Origin of the sequence: Gallibacterium faecale, from assembly GCF_027920745.1 — a bacterium.
In the GTDB taxonomy this organism is placed as follows: Bacteria; Pseudomonadota; Gammaproteobacteria; order Enterobacterales; family Pasteurellaceae; genus Gallibacterium; species Gallibacterium faecale.
The window spans coordinates 1-24,810 of sequence record NZ_JAQIBB010000045.1 but is presented as its reverse complement, the minus strand read 5'-3'; the positions used below and the strand labels follow the sequence as shown (position 1 = coordinate 24,810).

25 protein-coding genes and 2 pseudogenes are annotated in these 24,810 nt (G+C 36.5%); 4 read left to right on the top strand and 23 right to left on the bottom strand.

The annotated features are described in order from the left end of the window. Positions 1 to 50 precede the first annotated feature (50 nt). The 4 genes from PF272_RS03685 to PF272_RS03670 all read left to right on the top strand — a co-directional run bounded on the left by PF272_RS03685 (position 51) and on the right by PF272_RS03670 (position 1,775). Complete coding sequence (locus PF272_RS03685) at positions 51 to 989, top strand: ArdC family protein (RefSeq protein ID WP_271141664.1); 939 nt, start codon at positions 51 to 53, stop codon at positions 987 to 989. 11 nt (positions 990 to 1,000) lie between these two features. Beyond that, on the top strand, positions 1,001 to 1,180 hold the full coding sequence (locus PF272_RS03680; RefSeq protein WP_013745173.1) for a hypothetical protein: 180 nt from the start codon (positions 1,001 to 1,003) through the stop codon (positions 1,178 to 1,180). 69 nt (positions 1,181 to 1,249) lie between these two features. Continuing rightward, complete coding sequence (locus PF272_RS03675) at positions 1,250 to 1,504, top strand: DUF4160 domain-containing protein (protein WP_039090117.1); 255 nt, start codon at positions 1,250 to 1,252, stop codon at positions 1,502 to 1,504. Next, on the top strand, positions 1,473 to 1,775 hold the full coding sequence (locus tag PF272_RS03670) for a DUF2442 domain-containing protein (RefSeq protein ID WP_013745176.1): 303 nt from the start codon (positions 1,473 to 1,475) through the stop codon (positions 1,773 to 1,775). Before PF272_RS03675 ends, PF272_RS03670 begins: the two co-directional genes overlap by 32 nt. Positions 1,776 to 1,820: 45 nt before the next feature. On the opposite strand, the gene PF272_RS03665 is transcribed toward PF272_RS03670, so the two are convergent. The 23 genes and pseudogenes from PF272_RS03665 to PF272_RS03555 form a co-directional block, all read right to left on the bottom strand. Next, positions 1,821 to 2,069: a hypothetical protein gene (locus PF272_RS03665; protein WP_271141663.1), complete on the bottom strand. Its 249-nt coding sequence runs from the start codon at positions 2,067 to 2,069 to the stop codon at positions 1,821 to 1,823. A 10-nt stretch (positions 2,070 to 2,079) separates the two neighbouring features. Further along, positions 2,080 to 2,778, bottom strand: a complete 699-nt coding sequence (locus tag PF272_RS03660; RefSeq protein ID WP_013745178.1) for a TIGR03747 family integrating conjugative element membrane protein — start codon at positions 2,776 to 2,778, stop codon at positions 2,080 to 2,082. After that, positions 2,771 to 4,999: a type IV conjugative transfer system coupling protein TraD gene (gene traD, locus PF272_RS03655; protein ID WP_271141662.1), complete on the bottom strand. Its 2,229-nt coding sequence runs from the start codon at positions 4,997 to 4,999 to the stop codon at positions 2,771 to 2,773. Before traD ends, PF272_RS03660 begins: the two co-directional genes overlap by 8 nt. Continuing rightward, positions 5,000 to 5,518 (bottom strand): integrating conjugative element protein, encoded by a 519-nt coding sequence (locus tag PF272_RS03650; protein WP_271141661.1) that lies wholly within the window; start codon positions 5,516 to 5,518, stop codon positions 5,000 to 5,002. It abuts the gene before it with no gap. Continuing rightward, complete coding sequence (locus PF272_RS03645) at positions 5,515 to 6,207, bottom strand: lysozyme family protein (RefSeq protein ID WP_271141660.1); 693 nt, start codon at positions 6,205 to 6,207, stop codon at positions 5,515 to 5,517. The genes PF272_RS03650 and PF272_RS03645 overlap by 4 nt, the downstream gene beginning before the upstream one ends. After that, complete coding sequence (locus PF272_RS03640) at positions 6,197 to 6,955, bottom strand: TIGR03759 family integrating conjugative element protein (RefSeq protein WP_013745182.1); 759 nt, start codon at positions 6,953 to 6,955, stop codon at positions 6,197 to 6,199. The genes PF272_RS03645 and PF272_RS03640 overlap by 11 nt, the downstream gene beginning before the upstream one ends. Positions 6,956 to 6,969: 14 nt before the next feature. After that, the gene (gene pilL2 / locus PF272_RS03635) at positions 6,970 to 7,578 is read right to left on the bottom strand and encodes a PFGI-1 class ICE element type IV pilus protein PilL2 (protein ID WP_271141659.1); all 609 of its coding nucleotides are present in this window, start codon (positions 7,576 to 7,578) and stop codon (positions 6,970 to 6,972) included. Positions 7,579 to 7,677: 99 nt separating this feature from the next. Further along, complete coding sequence (locus PF272_RS03630) at positions 7,678 to 9,225, bottom strand: PcfJ domain-containing protein (protein ID WP_271141658.1); 1,548 nt, start codon at positions 9,223 to 9,225, stop codon at positions 7,678 to 7,680. Then, a complete protein-coding gene (locus PF272_RS03625; protein ID WP_413789419.1) occupies positions 9,218 to 9,628 on the bottom strand; it encodes an SPFH domain-containing protein in 411 nt (136 codons plus the stop codon). Before PF272_RS03625 ends, PF272_RS03630 begins: the two co-directional genes overlap by 8 nt. A 79-nt stretch (positions 9,629 to 9,707) precedes the next feature. Further along, positions 9,708 to 9,827: pseudogene (locus tag PF272_RS03620) on the bottom strand (DUF3560 domain-containing protein); the annotation flags it as partial. 80 nt (positions 9,828 to 9,907) lie between these two features. Further along, a pseudogene (locus PF272_RS03615) lies at positions 9,908 to 10,201 on the bottom strand (virulence factor); the annotation flags it as partial. A 7-nt stretch (positions 10,202 to 10,208) separates the two neighbouring features. Next, positions 10,209 to 10,517, bottom strand: a complete 309-nt coding sequence (locus PF272_RS03610; protein ID WP_271141655.1) for a CCDC90 family protein — start codon at positions 10,515 to 10,517, stop codon at positions 10,209 to 10,211. A 78-nt stretch (positions 10,518 to 10,595) separates the two neighbouring features. Then, positions 10,596 to 11,123 carry an STY4534 family ICE replication protein gene (locus PF272_RS03605; protein WP_271141654.1) on the bottom strand — a complete coding sequence of 176 codons (528 nt, stop codon included), beginning with the start codon at positions 11,121 to 11,123 and terminating at the stop codon, positions 10,596 to 10,598. An 844-nt stretch (positions 11,124 to 11,967) separates the two neighbouring features. Further along, positions 11,968 to 12,387, bottom strand: coding sequence for a hypothetical protein (locus PF272_RS03600; RefSeq protein WP_039135422.1), 420 nt, complete (start codon positions 12,385 to 12,387; stop codon positions 11,968 to 11,970). A 2,147-nt stretch (positions 12,388 to 14,534) separates the two neighbouring features. Beyond that, complete coding sequence (locus PF272_RS03595; protein ID WP_271141653.1) at positions 14,535 to 16,493, bottom strand: DNA topoisomerase III; 1,959 nt, start codon at positions 16,491 to 16,493, stop codon at positions 14,535 to 14,537. A 374-nt stretch (positions 16,494 to 16,867) separates the two neighbouring features. After that, positions 16,868 to 17,368: a DUF3158 family protein gene (locus PF272_RS03590; RefSeq protein WP_271141652.1), complete on the bottom strand. Its 501-nt coding sequence runs from the start codon at positions 17,366 to 17,368 to the stop codon at positions 16,868 to 16,870. Next, entirely contained in the window at positions 17,365 to 18,096 is a 732-nt protein-coding gene (locus PF272_RS03585; protein WP_039081119.1) for a PFL_4669 family integrating conjugative element protein, read from the bottom strand. The genes PF272_RS03590 and PF272_RS03585 overlap by 4 nt, the downstream gene beginning before the upstream one ends. Positions 18,097 to 18,593: 497 nt before the next feature. Further along, the gene (locus tag PF272_RS03580; RefSeq protein ID WP_271141677.1) at positions 18,594 to 18,758 is read right to left on the bottom strand and encodes a single-stranded DNA-binding protein; all 165 of its coding nucleotides are present in this window, start codon (positions 18,756 to 18,758) and stop codon (positions 18,594 to 18,596) included. 160 nt (positions 18,759 to 18,918) lie between these two features. Beyond that, the gene (locus tag PF272_RS03575; RefSeq protein WP_271141651.1) at positions 18,919 to 20,226 is read right to left on the bottom strand and encodes an STY4528 family pathogenicity island replication protein; all 1,308 of its coding nucleotides are present in this window, start codon (positions 20,224 to 20,226) and stop codon (positions 18,919 to 18,921) included. Then, entirely contained in the window at positions 20,223 to 20,789 is a 567-nt protein-coding gene (locus tag PF272_RS03570; RefSeq protein ID WP_013745203.1) for a DUF2857 domain-containing protein, read from the bottom strand. Before PF272_RS03570 ends, PF272_RS03575 begins: the two co-directional genes overlap by 4 nt. A gap of 2 nt (positions 20,790 to 20,791) precedes the next feature. Beyond that, positions 20,792 to 22,471, bottom strand: coding sequence for a ParB family protein (locus PF272_RS03565; RefSeq protein WP_271141650.1), 1,680 nt, complete (start codon positions 22,469 to 22,471; stop codon positions 20,792 to 20,794). 13 nt (positions 22,472 to 22,484) lie between these two features. Continuing rightward, on the bottom strand, positions 22,485 to 23,822 hold the full coding sequence (gene dnaB / locus PF272_RS03560; protein WP_271141649.1) for a replicative DNA helicase: 1,338 nt from the start codon (positions 23,820 to 23,822) through the stop codon (positions 22,485 to 22,487). A gap of 11 nt (positions 23,823 to 23,833) precedes the next feature. Continuing rightward, positions 23,834 to 24,646 (bottom strand): ParA family protein, encoded by an 813-nt coding sequence (locus PF272_RS03555; protein WP_271141676.1) that lies wholly within the window; start codon positions 24,644 to 24,646, stop codon positions 23,834 to 23,836. Positions 24,647 to 24,810 lie beyond the last annotated feature (164 nt).

The window sequence follows — 24,810 nt, the reverse complement described above, 5'->3', positions numbered from 1 at the left end:
ATTATTCCCGATGGGCATAGTGTTTCCCTTTATTTTTTAGGAGAAACACTATGAAGAATCAACATACTAAAATTGACATATATCAAGACGTAACCAATAGAATTATTGAATGTCTCGAAAACGGCACCCTCCCTTGGGTAAGACCTTGGGTATGTAGCTTACCGCAAAATGCGGTTTCCGGTCGTTATTACACCGGAATTAACGTCCTGCTGCTAATGATAGCCTCAGAAGAAAAAGGCTATCAGTCAACCAAATGGTTGACTGCCAAAGCTGCCAATAAACTTGGTGGCAAAATTAAAAAAGGCGAAAAAGCCACTCGTATCATCAATTACTCTCCTATTGAAAGAGAGAAAAAAGATGATAACGGTGAGCTCATTCTGGATAGTGAAGGCAATCCAGAAATGGAAAAATTTGCCATCATCCGTGCTTATCCACTGTTCAATATTGAACAGTGTGAAGGACTCCCAGAAGAAATGTATCTCGAAAAAGAGATGCCTTCTGAATTCCAAAAGGTGAATGAAGTTCACCAAATTTTGGAGGGTATGGGGGTTGCGGTAAAACATACCGCCGGAGATCAGGCATATTATAGCCCATTGATGGATGTAATTAATATGCCGTTGATGAAAACGTTCTGTACCGAACGCTCTTACTATAGTGTTCTGTTGCACGAGATGATTCACGCAACAGGACATAAAGATAGATTAGAGCGTGAAGGCATTACCTCGAAAAAAGCTAAATTCGGTAACGAAATCTACGCTTTTGAGGAATTAATTGCCGAGATGGGCAGTGCGTTTGTTTGCACGGCATTGGGTTTTGACACAATATCCAATAATGCCAGCTACATCGACAGCTGGATTAAAGTGTTGAAATCCGATAAAAAAGCCATTTTCCGCGCTTCTGGCGAAGCGAGAAAAGCAGCTGAATATTTGTTCGAAATCCGCGACACAATGCGGTTATACGAGCAGTATGAACAATATGATGCAGCTTAAGGAGGTTCAAAATGAAAAAAGTAAGCATTAAACAAGTACGTGAAAAATTGAGATGTAAATTTGATCGTTACGCCATCCGAAAAGATGGCTATGTTTATGTTTGGGGCATTATGCCAAACACCAACCAATATGGTTGTTATTTATTTGCTCATATTGATGAGCTAATAAAACATTTTGAATCAATGCTTTAACATTAACCCATCCGGGAAACATTATTCCCGGTGGGCATAGTGTTTCCCTATTTTTATATGAGAGACACTATGCCTATTGTTTTAACTTATAAAGGTTATAGAATATATTTCTACTCAAATGAAGGTGAGCCTTTAGAACATATACACGTGCACGTAAGAAAAGCAGATAAAAAAGCTAAAATTTGGCTTAATCCTATTTCTGTGGCAAATAACTATGGATTTTCTACAAAAGAAATGAAAGAGTTATTAAATTACATTGCAAGATGTGAACCGTATATTATAGGAGTATGGAATGAATTCTTTAAAACCGGCAGTAGCCACTAAAGTTCTCATCAATGATGATAATTTTCAGCTGATATTAAAAGATGGCAGAACTCTTGGTATACCTTTTGATTGGTTTCCAAGACTAAAATCAGCATCTCAAGCAGAACGAGAAAATTATGATTTATCCCCTATTGGAGATGATATTAATTGGTGGGATTTGGACTTAAACTTATCTGTAAATAACCTCTTATTAGGCTATAAAGAGTTTAATCCAGGTTGGTCATTACAAGAATATCTTGCTCGCAACGGAATAACACCTCCGAAAGAGTGAAGATATGATTTATCACAGATAAGGATATGCTGAACGCATATCCTTTTACTCTGTCAATCTCACCCACTTTTCTGCTCCATCACACCTATTGCCTCCAACCGCAATATAGCAATCATCAGGACGTTCACCGATAAGCAAGGCTCCAGGCTTTTCTGAATGAGCTGAGCCAATATTTAAACTCCAACCATAGGCTTGTATATACCTTCCTTGAAAAATACGAATGTATCCTCCCTGATACTGTTCGTTTTCTCTAAATTTCTGTGCAATTGCCATTAATGTTTCGATATACATCATATTTACCTGGTTAAAGATATTTTTTGAAACTCGCTGACGCAATAGAAATTGCTGTCCCCACTAAAAATGCAGCGGGTATCAGTAATAAATTAGGATAGATACTGAAGGGCAATGAAAGATATAACATCCAAGAGCCGATTAACAGCGGAAATATCGCTTTTTTCGCGTGATGATACATAAAACTTGATTCATAACCGTACCCAAATCGCCTTAAATCCCGACGTACAAGCCCATCCGTGAAACCAACCACGGCAACCAAAATAAACAATGGTGAGGTAAAAAACAGGATGAGTAACCGAATAATAAACGTCATTGTGATATATATAACCGCTTCAATATAACCGCGAATATAAATAATTAATGCATATCCTGGACTGCTTGGGTCTTGTACACTATTTAACCACGCTAACAATCCACTTTTCACAAATACATATTGATGTACGGTATCCATTACATAGGTTGCTAACACTACCGGATCAGCGTGCAGAATACTTTGTGTAAAATGCACAGAAAAATACTGCACTTCATCCAACATCATTTGTTTACTATGCTGAGCACCAAGTTCCGGCCAAAACCAGATCATACCGATCCATTCAATCACAATACTGACAAATAATGACACGACTAACACACCAAAGGTTCTACCAAGCAACGATAATAGATTACCTAACAACCCTCTTCTAGGTTCTTTTACCTGTTGTTCAGCCATTATTTACTCCCTCTTCTGTATTGTGCTTCTCTACATCTACATTATCTACATCACTTTCAGCAGGCACAGTAGCAGTATTTGATGAAATAATTGGCGTGCTGACAAGCTGTTCAAACGCGGCAATCGCTTCATTTGAAGGCATATATTCATAGGCGACTTGAGACCATAAAGTTTCTCCAGTTTGGTAATTTTCTTTCATATACTCACTTAATTGTGCGATAGATTCCGGAATATGCTCATTTTTATGAGAAACCGGCAATGGCATTCTAATTTTCCACAACTTACCTCCCTCAAGCAGCGCAAATGCTTGTCCCTTCGGTAAGCTGATCACATTAGCAGGCGTGATCATTGGCATTTTTTCCGAACTGACACGGTCTTGCGTATTTGATGTGAAATGTTGATTACTATAAGGATCACTACTATCCGTCACCCCTGAAATCGTTGTATTTTTCAACACATCCACTTCGTGCAACTGATTAGTAAGCAACTCCGCTGTTGCAGGCTCACGCACACGCAACATAATTAAGTTATTAAAGTTACCAATAACTTGTCCTGCCTTGGCTCTATTGCCTATTCTTGCCTCAATATCCGACAAGGTCTGAGTGTATGCTGTTACTTGAATTCCGGCTCCACCCCCTTTGTTGATCAATGGAATAAACTCATCACCCATTAGCTCGTTAAATTCATCGCAATGTAAGTTAATAGAGACCTTTTTCGACTTACCTTGTAACGCATCCGGCAACCCTTGATTAATACCATATTTATAGATATGTCCTGCCATCGAAACCAGATCGGCGAACATACTATTGCCTACCGCACTAGCAACCGTAGTATCAGATAACGCATCTAACCCAATATAAACAATGCCTCGTTTGCGTATAATCTCTTGCCAGTCGAAAATAGGACGTTCATCGTGAATATCGCTATAATCCGGTGCAAGCAACTCAGCAATTTTCCCGGTTGTTAATTTCTCAAGTAGCGGTAGAAGTGAAGCAACGATTTTATCAAAATAAGTTTTATCGTACCGTACCGCACTACGCAGACCATCTAAAACCGGATCGTGTATTTTTGATTGAGTCAGAAATTGCTCAAGGGCAATCACGATAGGATCTCGTCCCATCATATTGCGAGGTGTATTTTTATCATTGATTTTGCTTGCTGCTGCAGCAATCGCTTCCCACGCTTTCGGCTGCGTTTTCCCCAAAAAATGCGTAGCATAATCAATGAATAGCTCATCAATATTTTGCACATAACGCGCAATTGACGGATAGTCCGGACGGCGACCAAGCTCCACTTGCGCTCTGGCAATAATATTGACAAATCGCCACGCGAACTCCTTAAATGCTGCGCTATTCCCCTCCGAACTTAACTGCCCGGAAATACGCCCTGCAACTTCAGATACTCGTCCAAATCGTCCCACTGCGTTATATCGAGCAGATATTTCCGGCCAGCCTAAATGAAATACGTAAAATTCATTTTCACGCCCTGCTCGTTTCGCTTCCACATACATTCGTTTCAGCATATCCGCATCGCCTTTCGGATCGAAAAACACTACCACCTCTCGTTCATCAACAGTCTTACCCCGATGAATATCTTGCGTTACTAACATCTCAGCTAATCGCGTCTTACCTACACGCGTTGTCCCCAATACAATCGTATGTCCAACACGCTCACCCAAAGGCAACATCACATCCTGTTCATCCAATTCAATGCCGTGAATTACCGGACTCCCTCCAACGGGCGGCAACGGTCTAACTGGGTTATACCACTTATCAGTACGCAATAATTTTGCTAATTTAGGTAATCTTTCATCACTCCATTTTTCAAGCGTTCGAGCGTATTGATAAGCTAAACTTGGCTTGACGTAATCTTCTACTTCTGAACGAGTACAGGTATAGAGTCTTTGTGTATGTTTCTGTTCCCAAGCAAATCCTCTACCCAAAAACAGATAACGCTGGCTAACAGGAATCTGTTTACTGGTTAGTGCGTAATAAGGCAATCTACGAATATTCCGGCGAAACTTCAAAATACGCCAACCTTGTCTAAAACGCACTACGGAAAATAGCCAAAACGCACCACACATTCCGTATCCAATATCCGGACTAAGTGCTAGACTCCAGGGGGCATAGAGGCACAATGTGCCTGCACTGGCTGATACAATCGCTGTATTCAGCTCAACAGCAGGCCGTAAAACGGATTCAATAACGTGGTTATTACTCATTTATTGCTCTATCCCTCTATCGGTAATCAAGACCGGGTAATGTACTATCTTCAATCGCTTAGCGAGATCATCAGCACTGACCGGTAATAACGGAATTGAGTTATCAATATTTCGTAATTGCTGAAGACGCTCATATTGCTGTACATTAACAACAAGACAAGTGGCCGCCATTTTTTTCAACTCTGGCAACTTTTGTCTAAACCAATCTTCTGATAACGCATCATCTCCGATTAAACATAATGGCTGCATACCGGGCATCTTCACTTTTCCGTCATTCCTCATCCGTGATGGAATATCTATTTTTCCAGGAGTCATTAAATGAGATACTATTGGTAATAAATCTTTTTCGTGAAAAACAGGTGGCATCATATCTGAATTAACAACATCACCCTTTTCAATAACAGGCTGAATGGGCTCATAAAAACGCAACGCACTCTCCCCTCCCTCATCTGCAATGACTTCAGCAGCATAAGAAACAGCAGGAAGCAAGAGCGACAATAAGATAATTAATTTTTTCATTGACTCTCCTTGTTTGGATCAACCCAAATAAAAGCAGTTTGTATGGTTTGTGATGGTAAAATCCATTGATAGTGACGCTGATCTCTTTCAACACTCACACCTGCAATCGCAGGCGGTGAAGTCCAGTTATCTGGCGTTACGGAAGAAGTAGACGATAATATTGATAAGTGTTGTTTGATATTACGCATATAGCGGGCAGCATAAAAACCGCCTTTTGGATGATGATAACACCCCGAAGCGTGTAACCAATCACCTCTTTCAACATAGCAATCTCTCAAAATTTGTGCAGCCGCATTTAAATTTTTTGCGACATCAAAGCCCTCGCAAGCACTCCGAAAATACTTAATACCGTTCCAGCCCAAATTTACCTGAGCAACACCAACATCAATATTTTTTAACGGATAACGAGACATAAATTGCTGTAATGCTTGGCAGGCTTTAATTTGAGAGGGATAAAAATAACTACGTCCTTTGACATTAATCGACCACGGATAGGGTTGCTTTACGTTTGTTACTCTGCGACCAGTTTCATTCAATGCAATCGCATATAACATTGATGCAGGCACAGAATACTGATTTGCAACCCGATGGAAAATCCCCGGTATAGACTGCACATTATGCGTAATGGCAGCACTATAGACACTATATCCCAATAAACCAATCAGTATTACTGCATATCTAAAAATCATTTACCTGATCCCAAGTTCCCGATTTAAAGATAACCGGCATTTTGCCGTTGCCGTGCTGCATCCAAAGGCCTCCTTGATCGTGATTAAGGGTAATTTGTCTGCTACGAACTTTATTCACATCAATTCGATGAGAAATTGCCCAATCACGGATAGCTTTATCATCTTGCCGGCTATCAACAAAATAAATATCAACTGATTTGTTGGTTGCCAATATTTTCTGTAATGCAGAATCACATTTCTCGCAATTTAAGCGAGTAAACAACACTAATCGTTCATTGATAACAGGTGACATTGTATTATCAGAAATTGGCATTACGCCGGGATAAAGCTCTTTAAAAGCGGCATCATATGCCAACTGAAATTTGAGTTCTTTCTCTACTCGTTCAAATTCTTTCTTTGCAAGCAAACGCGCATATTTTTGCCGCTCTGCTTCACTGGTTGCCTCAACACCTAATGTTGTTAAAGGATCAAGATTTGGCGACCAATATTGTCGCTCAGTTTTCTTTAGCCGCTCATATCGCTTCCATTCCTCTTCTGTCAAGCCCCAATGTTGAGCTTGCTCATTAGCTGAAAGCGATTGAATTGTAGAAGTCACGGATGAAGACACCTGTTTTGCACTTTGTTCAGCTTGTGCTAATGCTTTGGCCGAAGTTTCCTTAATACTTTGCACTGTTTCATTCAAATCAAGTGCAAATGCTGATTGCCCCAATGCCAATGAAAGGATAAGTAGTATATTTCGTTTTTTCATATCATCACCCTCATTTATTCATTTGGAGAGAAATCAGGAATAGAAACGCGTTCCGTAACTCTAGCTTTAAAACACACTACTCGAGTTTGTTCATTTAGTGTTAACTGATAAGCAGGGCCAGCTAACATCTGCAAGGCCTCTCTCAATTTCATTGGACCGAATTGTTGATGAACTTTTGGTAGAGGGCGAGAATAAAGTGTTAATAAATCAGACTGACCGAATGCCGGGCAAAGTGAAATCCCCGTATTTGACAACGTATTTTTAATGCCTTGCTCAACATTTAATGACTGATTCTTTTTTGTTTTCATCTTGATAACAACAGCCTGCTCGAGTAAATACTTCTGTCCCAACTGCGCATCAATATTTGTTAATTGATAACGATCTGTACGCACAACGCTAGGCTCTAAAGCATCTTGCTGCTGGTAAATGTCTGGTGAAACTACCTCTGATTTAAAAACTTGAGCTGTTTGGATTGATTTATTTTGGGTAGCTGATTGCGCCGTTACAACCGGCATAGGTACCACATTAGTATCAGTCTGAGTTTTTTTGTTCCCAGAATGATTACTGCAACCAGTCAAAACAAACAAACCGGCAATCGCGCAAGCAAGCAACTGTTTTTTCATTTTCATCTCCTTAATGTGCAATATTGATCACAACATAAAGAAGACAGAGAAAAAAATGAATAGGAAATTGATTATCCAAAAAAATCAATAAAAACTTCATTAAAAAGAATATTGCTGATTCAAGACTCGACAAAATTGTTGTGCAATCTTTTTTAAATAAGGAGCAACACTTTCATTGTATCGTCCTCGATGTTGATCTATTTTCCATTTTTGATTTTTTCCCTCTCCACTTAGAGATAAACCAAGCGTAGAATAGTACGGTTTTGTATTTTTATGATCGCACTTAACAGAAAATGCTAAATAACGCCCTGCATCACAGAGATCAGTATAAGTAAAAATACAATGATTCATTCGTTGTCCTTCTTCATATAAGGCTTTCCCTGTCGTTAGTGCAGTAAATTCAACCTCATTAATCTTATAATAAGACACATTGCTTTCCCAAGCTTTTGCAAGCTGCCATTGATGATCTTCATCCTTTCTTCGTTGAAGTTCTTGAAGAAGTTGTTGATGCCACTGATCATTACGCTCAATCAAACGTTCCCACGTCAAAGGTAGACCACGCGTCTGCCCTTCATTGCTGGATAAATAGATTGCAATATCCTGAAACATCTCTATAGCGTTAGTTTTCAGATAATTTCTTAGAGCCTTAATTCCTCTATTTTTCCAAAAATCTATAGCATATTGAATAAATAATCTAAGCAAGCGTTCCTTATATTTTTCTGAAACACAATGATCTACTAAAATATGCCCTTTTATAAAAATCATATTTTGTAGACACACCGGAAGTTTTTCTGACACTCCAGGCTGCATTAATACAGAAAGAACACATTTTCGGTAAAAACAGTGGTAATACATCCAAATTCTAATGAATTTAGATGATTGTTTTTTTATCCAACGCCATTGTTGTTTTGTTTCACAATATACTGGACTATGAAATTCTCTACTTCTAGAAGATTCATTTACCCAATAATCATAACTAAACAAATTTGGATCATCCCAATAAATAGGCTTAATTTGACTCAATAATGGTAAGAGATTCGGATATTCATAGCTTACTCGTACTAATTTAGAAATATATTTTTGATAAAAAAGATAATGTCCTAAATGAGACGTATATCCCTCAATTCTGAAAACTGCTGAAATAATAGACTTATCCCAAAAATATTGCCATAACCATTTAGTTATGTGTTTTGTATGATTAGGAGCATTTCTAAATATGATCGTTCTACGATGTAAATATTTTTTGAGCAAGTCAATAAGTGTCGATATAAAATAAGATGATAACTCTTTATACTCAGGATGTTTTATTCTCAGATATTCAACAATTTTTATAATTACATTTTCTTGTACATAGAACAAATAGTTTAAAGAAAGATTAAGAAAAGGTATTGTATAACAATATTTCAACTTTTTCTTTGCTCGCTCTCTCTTCCATTTCTGTGATTTCAAACACCAGTATTCTACTTTAATTTGTCCCGTTTTATGTTTCTTTGTGTAACGATAGAAATTAAAAAACATTAAAACAGACTCGTTGTTGTTATTTTCTAACCGATAGACTTCATAAAATTTATTTTCATAAATGAAATCCTTACATAGGTGATAAAATCTAGTAAACACAGGATTATTAAATAATATTCTCTTAGGCATACACTTTCACAATCTCTGCTTGCTTTTGCTGAATAATTAGTTCACGTTCCGCTGTCTGAATTACCACATTCTTTTGAACGCTTTCCTCTACCCTTTTTTCATATTCTTTATTAAATTGAATTACCGTTTGAACAGCGGTAATTTCGATAGGGTAACCCTTGACTGCCTCACGAATTTGAGCAGTAATATCTGTAGTTAATTTTGCTCTATTTTCTAAAGCTTTTTGTGCTGTATATTTACTAAATACGATTTCAAGAGCCTGTCTACTTCTTGGTTCAACAAGTTGATTAATCATATTTTCGGTAGTACGATAATTTTTATATACAGCAACAGGATCTGTTAATTTATAAGTAATAATCAATGCTGTAGTCACAGTTTGAGCATCTCTTGTATAAGCCGAAATGCCAGTAATCTTGTCTCTTTCATCATCAAAATAACCTATAACTTCTTTTTGCTCCCTTGTTGAGAATTTAATGTCATTAGATTTCTACTTCTGTTTCTTTGCCATATTTACTTGTTAAGGTGATGATTTCACCTTTTTCGTGCATTTCAGGGCATTTTGCAACAAAAACATTAGGTGCAAATTTTGAGTATGTATTCATAGTATTTCTCCTAAAAAATAAAGGGAAACACTATGCCCATCGGGAATAATGTTTCCCGTATGGGTAATGTAAAAAATAAGTTATTTAATAAGTTGATTTTCTTGCATATACTGCAATGAAAAAGCTCGTTTACCGATAATCTCTTCCACTTTATTAGGTGAAAGTCCAGCATCCAAAAGATCTTTTCTTAAAGCATCAATAGAACGATTAAACGCTTCTCTTGCTGCTTGAACACCATCTACAATAAATTGCGCATTAAAATCATCTTTTAAATCATAAAACTGAATATTTGAAGCACATTTTGCAAACCATTCACATCGCACAGCAACTTCTTGCAAAGCTAATGTGCCGTGAGCTTGTTTAACACCAACATCAAAAGAATTAATGAATAAACTTCATCAATCCCATTAATACACCTACACCGGCAAGGATAAATCCTGCCATTTTGTACATCGCCGAAGTTAATCTTACTTCAAGCTGAGACATTTCTTGTTTCATTTCTGCTCGAAGTTCAGTAAGCCCTTGTTGAAAATCAGCTTTTGTCGCTAGAGGCCCCTGACTTTCTGTTAGTGCTTCTTCAACTGCTTTTGCAAAAGCTTCAGCCATTTCAGGTGATTGATTACCTTCTTTTTCCAGAATTTTGACAAATTTAAGTTTATCAAAACGAATAGATGACATAGATGCCTCCATATTGCTCTCCTGTGAATAATAACTATAGTAGTCTAAGTGAAGGGAAAAGACCAACAGTATTACTATTGGTCTCATCGATTAGAATGGAAGCTCATTACCATCTTCTTCCTGAACCAAAATTTCTTCTGGTAATGGAAGTGCTTCAATGATAGCTTCTTCAGGATTTTGAACAGGAGCAGTCTGTTGTTCTGCTTCTGTTGAGACTTTTGGATAAACTTTTACACCGTCCTTCTTAATCATATTGATACGAATAAGACGACCTTTTAAAGACACCGCAGTATCACCTTTTTTGTGATAACTACTGTCTTTATTGACCGTGTATAAATCAGCCCATAAATCTGAAATAACAAAAGATATTAACATCTTATGCCCTTCAGACACCGCCTTTTGGCAGTTTTTAACTAGCTTTTCAGCTAGAGCACCGACAACATTTACATCAAAGTAACGATATTCTGGTGTTGTTGAATCACCTGCTAAAGCAGCAATTCTGCAAGCCCAAAAAGTATTTCCCTTTTTAGGCTTAACTTCTCGAATATTGTTTAAATATCCGATTCCTGTTGTGTGAAGATTAAAATAAGTTTTAGCTTGTTGAGTTTGGGTATTCATAATGTCTCTCCTAAAAATAAAAAAGACGGAGAAACATCCTTACCCAACACGGGAAAAATGTTCCCCGCCAGGGTTAAAAATAAAAATTCTGTTAAACAAACACTCACCATCGTTTACACGATAGAGGCTGGTTTCAAAGTGTTCGCAGCCTTAGAAAGGGCGGTGAATTTTTAAACCGTCACCTCGGTTTAAAGGGCAACCATACATTTGACAACGTCAAACACGGCATTACAGGTCAGCCGTTATAAATGCTATCAACGATAGCGATTTAACAGTTAACATTAAACAAGCAATTTCAACAAAATAAAATAATTTATTGATTAAACAGTCTGATCAAAAAAAGTCCAGAGCTTACATACTGAAAAAAACTTAGCTATAACTACAATTTAAGAGGAGGATGGATAACTTTTCAGTTATCCATCTGTTTGATGTGATTTTTGGAAGGGTTAACTAGGTACAAGAATGAGCAAACTTTTCCAAAACACTAACCGATTACATTAAAACAATAACAACAAAGAAATAAAACAATTTTTTAATTTAAGATTCTCATCAAAAAAACACCTTCCTATTTTTAACAATTTTTTAACCTGATTACACTGTGATCAGTGTTTATATTTTAATCAATTTTAAAATATTGAATATTGTAACTATCTTATAGTATAAAAAAACAACACTGGTCACAGTGTGACCAGTGTTTATTTTTCGTACACAATACAAGTCTAGTATATTTTTCGTTCAAAAGGAGAATATATATTAATCAAAAGTATAAATTTAACATTTTATTAACCTGATCACACTGCGATCAGTGACTAAAAAACATACAATTATAAAATTTAAGGTGAATCTATTGCAAAACAATCTCTTCAATGTTTTTATTCTCATCGTCTTCTTGAAGATATTCCAACAATTTCTCTATTGTTTCATTTCCAGTAAGTAAATCATTCATAATACATCTTGCTAAATACTCAGCTCCTGTATCATTATCCTTATTCAGAAATTTAATGCTGAACCCGGTATCATCAAACTCAAATCTCATTTTCACTGAAAACGAAAGCAACACTTCATTATATTCAAGATACAGCCGAAACTTATCTTTAAAAAAACCAAAGAGCAGAACGAGGTTTCTATTCATATACTCTATTAATTGCTCTACTTTCTCTTGCGGAAAAGTATCACTTGCGTCCCATACAATATGTATGCTGATTTCATCAGCTTGTGAATAATCCATTGTTACTGAAAATTTTACATCCTCGATTTGTGCCATCTTTATCCTCATTAAAAAGTAAAGGTTAAGGGTAATTTCCCTCTGAAGGTAAGGGGTTCACCCCTTACCTTTAAAAGGCCTTTTAGTCCAGGTTTTACATATGTATTCAAAATAGAGATTACATATTAGCAAATAATAGCATTTACCTACTTTTTGATTACACCCTATATTAAATTTCTATTTATGTGAAAAACACCCTTTTCCAATTAATGATTAAAAAATAACCACTGATCACACTGCGATCAGTGGTTATTTTGTATACAACCATCTAAAAACACCTATTTTCATAATTATTTTAGTTTAAATTTTAAACCAAATACAGAATTTAACATTTTATTAACCTGATCACAGTGTGATCAATGTTCATATTTTATACAATTTGCTTTTTATATAGTGATTTTTATGCGTGTCGCACTTCTAAATTTAAATTTAATGCCTGCATTACTTTAAATACTGTCGCAAATGTTTCTGTTGATTTTATTTGGATCATATCACCCCTCCTCTTAGCACTATAATATCGTTCCTAGAAAAATGTAAACTATAATTCACACATTGATCCATTTTTGTTTTAATTAATTTTAGGGTATTAGCTACCACAACCACTGTCTGTATAAAAAAACAGCAGTGATCACACTGCGATCACTGCTTAAATTTTAATCAAATCAAACAATCGGATTGAGTATATAGAGAAAACATACTAAAGTTAGATAACATTTTTTATGTTGGAGGGAGTTCTATGCCAATTATTTTATCTCTATACTTATGCTTAATCGCCGTTATCATTCCATCTGCCATTCAAGATCTAATAAGAGCAAAAAAGTTTTACAATTTAATAAGCAAATTATTTTCAGAAAAATCTCTTAACACCTATAACCTAAATAAAGCTATTAACTTCACAAAAGTAAAACGAATATATGCTATTAAGAACTTAACAAAGCTATATTTTTAAAATATCAATAACAAAGAAAATGAGATTGAGATTATACATTTAAAAGAACTACTAGATGACTATGAAAGAGAGATTAATTTTCCAGAGCTTCCAAAATCTATAATGAATCAAATAAAACTAATCCGTGCAGAAAATCCATACGAAAAAGAAAATATTCTTCAATTAGCAAATACCATAAATGATGTTTATTCTAAAAAGGAAAAATATAAATTATGTAATATTCTATTGTCTATACTCAGTGCTGCCTTAACACTAATATCTGTATGGGATACATTAGCAGCTCTTTTTCAAAAATATCTCTATTAAAAAAGGAATTGAAAAAAATAACCCCTCACTCTAGTATAAAAATTACATAATTAACACTGAGGTAAAAAATGGAAATTACTCAATATCTCTTACTAGGGATAATAATGCTACTTGTGTCTATAGGTAATCTTTGTATGTTTATACTAGAAACAAAAGGGTACGATCCCGATTATTTGTACGCAACATTATATTTTATATTAATGAGCATAACTTTATTTATTGCCTTATTTTTATTATTTGAAGTTGTCCCTAGCCATATTCAAATGAAATCTTGCACATAACCCTAATCATTAGCTCAAAAAACAACCACTGATCACACTGCGATCAGTGGTTGTTTTTTATACATAAAAGAAAAATTGCAGCATAATCTCACCGACCATACTGCAACTATAAAAAATACGTCAAAGATGACAATTTTAAATTAAGCTTATCACCACGATAACAAGCCATTGAAGAATTTGACGAGAAAGAAAGTTTAAATAATTAATTGTTCCCTCTGAAATACCATAATTATTCTCCCCATCCACTGATCACTAAGTCGTCCCAATCAGTTTGACAATAGCGCTGACGCACAAAGGGCGAGCATTTTTCACCACTGCCCCGTGGTTTAGCAAAAGAATATCGTGGGATTTTATTTATTCCCATCATTGGAAACAAATAAAATCCCACGACATATAGACAAATAAAAAATGATTATAGATGAGATTGCATTTACTCTGTTAAGAGAGACCATATTTCAAAACGCTCGACAACTTAGTTCAAGTCAGCAGTTGTCTCAAACGGTCATTTACGACATTCCTCGCGTGAGCTACCACAGAACCGCAAGTTCAGTCTTAAAGGGCGTAACTTTGACGTAAGTTACCAACGATTTGCAATCTCTATTGTAAATAGATTATTGTGATTTTCCAACCCTTTTTCTTGAGCCAATATTTTCTATTGCCGTACAAGTAGGATAATTGGAGCAGCCCCAAAAATCACCGTATTTACCTTTTCTTCTTCTCATTGCAGCACCACATTTAGGGCATATCTTTTCAGCTTTCACTTGAATTGCCACACTCCCAGAACCAATCATTGATTTCACTACGTGGGAAATAAATTGATTCTGCTTATCCATAAAATCCTGTAATAACATCTTACCTGAAGCAATATCATTTAACGCCTGTTCCCATAATGCAGTCATACCAGGATCTTTAATAATATCCGGCAAGCCATCAATTAAAGATCTACCAGCTGAAGTTGCAACAATTTCCTTGCGCTTTTTCTCAAGGTAACCTCGCTTAAATAATGTTTCAATCACTTCTGCTCGAGTAGCTTCTGTACCAAGCCCCTCAGTTTCTCTTAATCTCTGCTTTAATCGGGCATCTGTCACAAACCGAGCCGCATTTTTCATTGCGGCAATTAATGTTCCCTCAGTGTAATGCTTAGGTGGTGTAGTTTTTAAAGTTAAAACCTCACTATCAACAACATTACACGATTGTCCCTGCCGCAAGGATGGTAGCGATTGTTCTTCATCATCTTCATTCCTGTCTTGCTGAAACAGAGACTTCCATCCTATTTTTATTACTTGCTTACCTTTTGAGACAAAAGTCTGCTCATTACCAGATAACAGCACACTCGTATTATCCTCCTCATATAATGGTAGAAACTGAGCAAAATAATGCTTGCGTACAAGCTGATAAACCTTTAATTCATCGTCACTCATCTTACTCAAATCAACTTTTTGAGTTGTCGGAATAATGCCGTGGTGAGCCGTAATTTTACTATCATTCCAAACTCTGGAACGAAGAGATATATCTAATTTTGCTACAATATTTCTAACTTGAGGATCTGATTCAGATACAGCTTTTAGCACAAGCGGAATTTCATCAATCATTGATTCAGGTAAATAACCACAATCGGTTCTTGGATATGTCGTTGCTTTATGTGTCTCATATAATGACTGTGCTATCTTTAGCACTTGTGCTGCTCCCATACCAAATAATCTAGAGCAAGTTTGCTGTAACGTACCGAGATCAAATGCAAGTGGAGGCATCTCTTTTTTGCGCTTAGTTTCAATATTATCTATTTTAAGTGTCTTCGATAGTTGTCTTTGCACTTGCGTAATCACACTGTAATCAATACATCTTCCCTCATCATCGCAAACCGATTCTGTCGGTTGCCAATAAGCACAAAATCCATCAAGGTTTACTTTTAAACGATAGAAAGGCTTAGAAACAAAGTTTTCAATTTCACGATCTCGCTGTACTACAATCGCCAGTGTCGGACTCTGTACTCGCCCAACACTCATCACACCTTGATACCCTTGCTTTTGAGCGATGAGAGTAAATAATCTCGTCAGGTTCATCCCAACTAGCCAGTCAGCTCTTCCTCTTGCTAATCCTGCGGCATACAAAGGTTTTGTTTCTGCATCAGATTTTAAATTAGCCAATGCTTTTCTAATGCTGCCATCATCTAAAGCGGACAACCAAAGTCTCTGCACCTTTCCTTTATAATTAGCCATATCTAATAATTCACGCGCAATAACCTCACCTTCTCTATCGGGGTCAGTTGCAATAACAATATGATTAGCTTTTTTAATTAATCCCATTACAACTTTATATTGTTTAGCTGTTTCTTTCTTTACCTTCATCATCCACTTGTCTGGAATAATCGGCAAATTATCAAAACCCCATTTTTTATAGGATTCATCATAATCCTGAGGTTCAGCCTGCTCAACTAAATGACCGATTCCCCAAGTCACAAATGTTTGCTGATCTGGACTCGATAAATATCCTTCCCCTCTTTTTGTTGCACCAATAAACTTCCCAATATCCCGTCCTTGCGATGGCTTCTCGCATAAAATTAATTTCATTCCGCTCTTCTCCACTCGCCATCTATATTTCCTACCTTCAAATCAGTTTTCGTTAAATCAGTCATAACTTTATCTCCTATCATTACAAAATACTTTTGATTAAATTTTACTCATTGATTACATTGCGATCACTGACTAAAATTTAAACACTGATCACACTGCGATCAATGATTACTTTTTAACCAAAAAAAATTATCCTTATTTTTCATATAGATACAATTTATAAGATCACTTTCGAAATGAGCCATAACTACTATTACCGCTATAACGAGTGATATTTGACAGGATTTAGATTAAGAGACCAACACGATCCGAACAATGATAAATTGTATTTTAGAATTAAGAAAATATCTGACAGATAAAAAAGGTAAGGCTCACACCTTACCTTTATTTTTTCCTTGCTGATACAACTGTTCTATTTCATTAATTTTTTCTGCGCATTCTTTCGCCTGTCGGTAAATGAAGTTCATTACTGACATTTGCGCATTAAACGCTATGCGATCTTTTTCCAATGCAATTAATGCTTCTTTAATTTCTTCCGGCACATTTTTATCTTGAATCAACTGATCCCAAGCATATTTACCTGTACGGTTTCGCAGTTGATTACGCCATCGCAAGAACTTTCCCCCAGAGGAGCTATTATGATCAATAATGAACACTATCGGAACGTGATTTAATGGATATTCTTTTGCTCCATTTACAATATTCTGCCCCAATTCAAATAACTCAGCACGTGCGTCTTTTATCATTTGCGCTAATGCCTTGTATTCGTCAACACTGTCTATTGGTGCGAATAATGTTTTTAACCCCGTATTCAACGGGGTATTAAACACTAATTTTTTATAATCCTCTTTATCTAATGAGCGATATTTCATCCAATCTCCTTATCAACTGCTTCAGACTTCTCATCATTATCTTCTGCTTCAGCAAACAAAGCTATATTGACAGGCGCAAATTGACTACGAGTTTTTCCAGAAAGAATATCTTCCGGCAATTTACCGAACCGAGCAATCGCAGCCAAAGCATTAGCTGTACCAGCTCTCATATCTGCGCGGCTAACTCCGGCATCCTGATACCGTTGGATTAAACCAAAAACTGAGCGCACAAGATGAGCAGCTTGTTCTACTAAATTTCTAACTTCTTGTCTTGGCATAATTGCAATGTGTGCTGCTGTCATTGCTACAGTAGTGAAATAGTCAAAATCCGCTAATAAATAAATTAACTGATATCCGATAGAGGATCTGATGGCTAGTGGGATTTTTGCTGGATCAACATTAAAACTATTTTTCAGTTCAATGGCACCGGGTACATTCTCAGCATAAATGTCTGTCATTTTATCCGCTAATTTAGCCATATCTTCACGAGTAGATAAAATTTTACTCTCAATTTTCATTAAATAAGCATCTGCATAAGGATCATCTTGTGCAGCGTGCTGGGTAATTCTATTTAAAATAGATAAACATACTGGGACGCTAATAATCCGAGTTATTTGCTTATTGTCTTTATTGACATTTTTACCTTGCCAGAGTCGTGTGGCATATTGGGTTTGCAACGTTAAAGTGATATCAGTGCGTAAAGCACCGATTGAGTTTACATCAGCCATAGTATCGTATCCTTTTCGTTATTAATTGAATAAAACCTCATCATATGTTTTCGCTATATGAATACAATAAACTATTAGATACTCATTTTTATCAAAAAAGATGGTTATTTTTTAAGCAGTGATCGCAGTGTGATCAGGTTAAATATTTGTTAAAAATTAACACTTTTGTAATATTTACTTTATTTTTATATAATAAATGACCTAGTATACCCAGTTTGATTAAAAAATAAGCACTGGTCACACTGCGATCACTGCTTATTTTTTAACCTATTCAGTGTTTATAAAATAAAAAAGCCGGTTATTCACCGGCAAACGCTTTATACTCATTATACTCATTACTAAGGGGAATAAGAATTAAAAAGGAAGCGGTTCATCTTCAATGATTTGAGTTTCCGCTTCAGGAGAAATATGTTCTTCTGTCTGTTTGTTTTGTTGAATAACTGGTTTACTGCTTATTAATTGTAACTGCTCACCAATAATTGAAGTTGTCCAGCGATCTACATTTTTATCATCAGTCCATTTTTGCGTACGTAAATAGCCGGAGACCTTCGATATAGCACAATTCTATGCCATTCTGTCAATTCTTGTCTTTCGCCGTTTTTGTCTTTCCAAACGCGACTTGTGGCTACGCTTAGCAACGCCGTTAAATCGCCATTTGGCATACACCGAATTTGGGGATCATCACCCAAGTTTCCCAAAATGTTTACTTGATTAACGCTCGGCATTTAATTTGTCTCCTGTGTTGTTTTTTTATTATGCTTTATTATTCACACCAAACCGTTAATCACAATGATTAATTGATTTTCAAAAAGAGGCAAAAAACTAACCTCGTAATTGCTCTGCCAGTAATTTTGCTTTACTCAGCATATTTGCGAGCTCTTCAGGGCTTCTAGTGACTGTCAAAACCGCCGGGTTATTTTGTTTTTTAGTTTGTGAGGTTGGTTTCGCCAAATCTGCCGTTTTATTCTTAATTTTGCAAAGATACTCGTTAAAATCTCCCTGTTTTGCTTTTCTTAGCAAGCTACACACATAGCTTAGCGGATTACGAATATCACCTTTTTCAATGCGTAATGCAGCTTCAGTCATCACACTATGAACGACATCATCAGATAATCTGAGTTGTCTTATTAAATTTTCTAGAGTCTGTTTTTCTAGATCGTTAAATACTTTTAATAAATTATTATTAAATACAGTACTAGTACTGTACTTAGTATATATATTATTAGTACTAGTACTGTACTGGGAAACTAAGTGTTTTTTACTGAGTTCCGTATGAAAATTAGCCGATTTTAGTGGTTTCGTACTGAATTCCATATCGGAACTAAGCAAATTTTCTCCTTTTTCACTGAGTTCCATTTGGGAACTGGCTATATTTTCATCATTTTTACTGAGTTCCATTTGGGAACTCTGATAATTTTCACTGAGTTCCATATCGGAACTCTGTAAAACTTCATCTTTTTGACTAAGTTCCATTTCGGAACTCTGCAATTTTTTCTCTTTTTCACTGAGTTCCGATTTGTTATCTGTCTCTGTTGTTAATAATTCTGCCATTACTTTTTTCGCTACTGCCGGAGTGCGATTTGAATTTAATGAGGCATCTTGGGATTCATTGAAACGTTTCTGCATCAATGTTAAATATGATACAAAATGAGCGTTGTTTTTATCATTTTTGATTGACTCAATAATATGCTGTGCAACTTCTTGCACAACTCTGTCATTGTGTTTAGTTGACTGAGCAAGTAGTTTTAAATAGGAAGAGTCAAAATGAACGGCATCCGTAATGCCGATAGGCTCATCGTGAATGATGTATACGTTGCCCAAAACTCTTCCTTTCTCATCTCGTTTGGTATCACACAAAGTGAGCCATCTTGTTAATCTCAACAACAATAGCGTTTGACTTACAATTTTTCGTGAGACTTTTTCTTGGCGATAAAGTTTGTCTGAGAGAAGTTCTTGCAACTTCTCATAGCTCGGAAATAAGCTACTAGCAAAGGCTTGAGCGTGGTAACGAATCATTTGCCAAGTATATTTTGCACGAACCGTTAAATAGGGATCTTGTAAGAGTCTTAGAGGGACTGTTTCGTGTGGGTTTCCGAAATAAAACAATCCTGCATTTCCGGTTGTTGTCATAGCTCACCTCCATTTTTTTCCCATCTCTGCACCTGCTTCCAGAGCGTTGTCAAATCAAGATCCAGCTCTTCAGCAATCACCATTAGATTGTCTAAAGCGGTAATATCGTTTAGCTCTCTGTTTTTCTCAGAGAGCTTACAGGCTTCCTGCCATCTATACCAAGCGGCACTAGATTTTTCCGGATCGGTAAATGCTCGTCTTCCGCTTGAGATTTGCTTCCCGAGCAAACGTCTTCTTTCGCTAACTTCGTGACTTTGCGCGCCAAAAAAATGGCGCATTAATTCAATGCTTGCGCCGAGAACAAGTGCTCTGTCAAACAGATTTTGATATTCTGTTTGATCTTTAGTTCTCTTCAGCATTTTATTTAGTAAATCGTGATTAACACTTACTTTGAAAAAAGTCGTGTTCATATTGCTCAGAAAATGGAGCTCGTCAGTAGTAAGGTTGTTGATTTTTATCAACTCCTCGGTACTAAATCCCAGCTCCTCACAATAGCGTAATTTGCCCATTTTTATCTGAGCGATGAGGTGAGGTAGTATAATTTGATTGATTGTTGGCATCATAATTAACATCCCCGTAAGTGCTGTCTTAATTGACGCGTGACTCTGATAAGCCTGAAGATTTTAACCAGTAATAAATCATTAATTTCCGGTTCAGATTCCATACCTATCAATAATGATTCATTGAGGGTACAAGTTAAATTTTCATTGTGACCATCTGTTGCCAAGCACGACAACAATTGATGTATATTCTCTTGCAAAGCAGAGACATTATCTGATTGTGATGGCAGAATAGTAAAACTGAAGTCATCATTAATAGGTTCAATGATGGATGATTTAAGACCGATAATTGACACAATATCAGTCGTTAACCCATACGCTTCAAAGCGTAGTTTTTCAACATTATCAATAGCTGGATAAATTTGCCAGATATCTTCAACAGGCTGACAGCCACTGTTTGCAAATGCAATACCGTTTTGTGCGGCTCGTTGCTGTTTCTGCTCATTAATTGATTGCTGTTTTTCAAATGATAGCCCGAAATCAGATAACCCATTATCGTCAATATTGTCTGGTTCCGTTGTTAAAGATTCTTCATAATCTGGTTCAGTCTGATAATCTTCATTTTCTGGTTCAGAATTATCAAAACCATCAAAATTGCTCGTTTTTTGCTCACTGGTCACACTGCGATCAGTGCTTATTTTTTGAGCATCTTCTGATTTTTCATTATTTTGATTATCTGGTTCAGTTTTTAATTCCTGTGAAGGCGTAATATTTTCATTAGCTGCTTCAGTTTCTTGATTGGTTGAGACATTGGCTTTAGGTTTATTCTCAAGTTCAAAGAGAATATCTTGGTAAGAAACATAATCCGTACCAATTTCATTGACCATATTGCCTATCAATTCATCTTGGAAAATTTCAAATGAATAGTCGTCATTATCGAACCTTTTTAGGGTATCTAACCATAATGACTGAAAACTATTGTTATCTTTGTAGTGTAATGCGGTGTATTTATCAAAACACTTTTCCGCATTATTATAAATGATTAATAATTTTTCGATTTGCGGTCTTCCCATCCCATTAAATAATAATGTTGGAATGGCAGGATAGAGTAAATCAATGCATTGTTGCATCCTTGCCCAGACTGAGTATGTGACGCTATAGCCATCGGCTTTTAAGCGTTCAATAAATTTACGGTGAGAAAGTGATTCACCTAGCTGTTTTTCATAAAACTGTTTTGCTTGGGCAATGCCGAGAGCACGCTCAATAAAGGTTAGATCACCACGTAAATCATTTTCGGCTAAATGCCCAATCAAGCAATGTAAATCGCCTTCTGTGTTGTCATCGCTTTCACCTTGCCACGGCTTATACAGACAACGAATGGAGAAATATTTAGGGTCTTGTGTTTCTTCATATAACTCTTTTAATGCCTGCAGACGTGTGTTACCACCGTCAGCAATAATGTAAAAATTCTCATTTGGCCGCTTAGTAATGTTAGGTGGAAAATCTAACCCTCTTACTCTAATAGACTCTTTGATCTCTTCAAACTTTGGATTTTGTGTTTTTCTTGGGTTATTATCAAACGGTCTTAATTCTAACAGTGTGACTGTCCGTAATTCAGGTTCTGTTGTTTGAGTCGTAATCGCTGCGGTGTAATCAGGGCTAGTATTTGGAATTAAACCGACTTGAATGCCTCTCATCAAAGAGGCTTTGCGTTCTTCTTTTGATTTTTGAAATATATTTTTCATAACTCCTCCTTAGTTAGGCATTAGCATAATGAAATGGCTCAAATCGGGAATATTGAGCAGCAAAATAGGATTCCACTGTACCAACTGGGCCGTTACGTTGTTTCCCGATAATTACTTCCGCTAACCCGGTTTTTTCATCATCTTTGCTGTAATAATCGTCTCGATGCAGCAATATAATGACGTCTGCATCTTGTTCGATTTGACCTGAGTCTCTTAAATCTGCATTGGTTGGACGTTTTATCGCTCGTCCTTCTACAGCTCGATTAAGTTGAGCCAATGCGATTACCGGGCAATTCATCTCTTTCGCTAACGCTTTCAACGCATTAGAAATTTTGCTGATTTCTTCATACCGGTTCGGAGCGGTTGGATAACGCATCAGCTGTAGATAATCGACAAAAATTGCTGCAGGTTGTCCGTGTAATCTTGAGTATTTACGGACTCTTGAGCGTAAAATATCCGCTGTTAATGATGGAGAATCATCAATGATTAAGCGATTTTCCCATTGTTTAATGGTATTGATTGCTGTTGACAGCTTGGCGAAACCCTCATCATCTAGCAAAAGCGGATTACGCAAGGTTTGCAGTGGGATGCTGCCAACCATTGATAACAATCTAGTGATGATTTGATCTGATGGCATTTCTAGCGAAAAGAACAATACAGGCTGTTCAGATTGCTCTAATGTCGCTTTTATTGACGAGAGTAAGAATGCGGTTTTTCCCATTCCCGGTCTGCCTGCGATCACCACGAAATCTGCAGGCTGAAAGCCTGTCGTCATTGTATCTAAATCATCTAATCCTGTTGGGATTCCGCTTACTGCCGAATTTTGAAAGCACGCATTTTCTATTTTGCTCACTGCTGTTTTCAATGCTGCAGAAAGTGAGATATTGCTGGCATCAGTTTGATTGGTGGTTATCTCAAATAACTGTTTTTCAGCACTTGAAATTACATTTTCTATACTTTCATTTTGTGAGATATTCTGTAATTTCTCACCCAATTTCATCAACTCTCGCACTTTGGCAATGTCACTTAATTTCTTGGCATAGGTTTCAGCGTTGCTTGAAGTAGGCGTATTCTGTACGATATCAACCAAATAGGCGAACATTCCTTCTTGATTGGGATAAGATTTTCTTAAATCGTCTTCTAAGATCAGAATATCAATATTTTCGCCATTAGAAAGTCTGTTTTTGATTGCTTTGAAAGCGATTTGATGCCAATTGAGTGAAAAGTCTTTTTCTGACACGATATCTGAAATATTATCAAATACGTCATTATCAATCAGTAATGCTCCAATCACAGCTTTTTCTACCTCTATTGAACGATTCATTAAGGCATTGTTATTTTTTTGTCCCATATTATTTCCTCCTATTGTTGAAAGTAAGGTGCAAATTGAGGAAATAATGTTGAACAGAGCTTCTTCATTGTTTCAAATTCAGACTCTCTGTATTTATGGATCGGTGTACAAAGCGTATTTGCCTCTCTGTAAGCAACGCGAGATGGAATAGTGAGGTCAAGAAACTCAGCTTGATAGCCTTGTTGTTTAAATTGGGGTTCATTGAATATTTGATGCAGTTGTGCAATAACATCTTTTGCATCATTGGTATTATCAACACGATTAGCAACCGCTTTGATTGGCGGTAAATGCAAGCCCAATGCTTCATATGTGCTTAAATCCGCATATAAGCTCAACGTGCCTCGCAAAAATTCACGCGTTGATAACAGCTCCGGAAGGAGTGGAGAGAGAATTAAATCACTGGCAAGCACTGACATTTCCAATGTGATATCTCGTGTACCGCGAGTATCGATCACAATCAAATCGTACCCTTGAATTTGTTTTAATAAATGATTAAAACGAATAACACCGTCCGGCGAATTTCTTAAAAGTAGGCTAATTTTGCCGGTTGGATCATTAGACTTGATTAAATCGAGATTTGGAATAACGGTGTGAGAGATGATCTCGCTGTGATTGAGATTTTTGTTGATCAAAAACTCATAAATACCGCCCTCTGCAATATAGTCCAGCTCATAATATGAACTTAGAGACGGCTGAACATCGGTATCGATCATCAAGACTTTAAGTCCGTGATCAGCACAAAATGCAGATATATTAGCGGCATTTGTGGTTTTAGTAACGCCACCTTTAGTGGAGAGAACTGTTGTGATGAATGGTTTTTTCATATGTGGTAACTCTTTGTTGATTAAAAGAAATTTATCAACACTAAAAAACCAAAATATGTTTTCTAACAGAACTTGAACCTGTACTGAAAACAAATCAATCGAAGAGGTAGTGCCTAAGACCGAACTCGAACCGGCACCCTCGAAGGCAGTCGACTCATAATCGA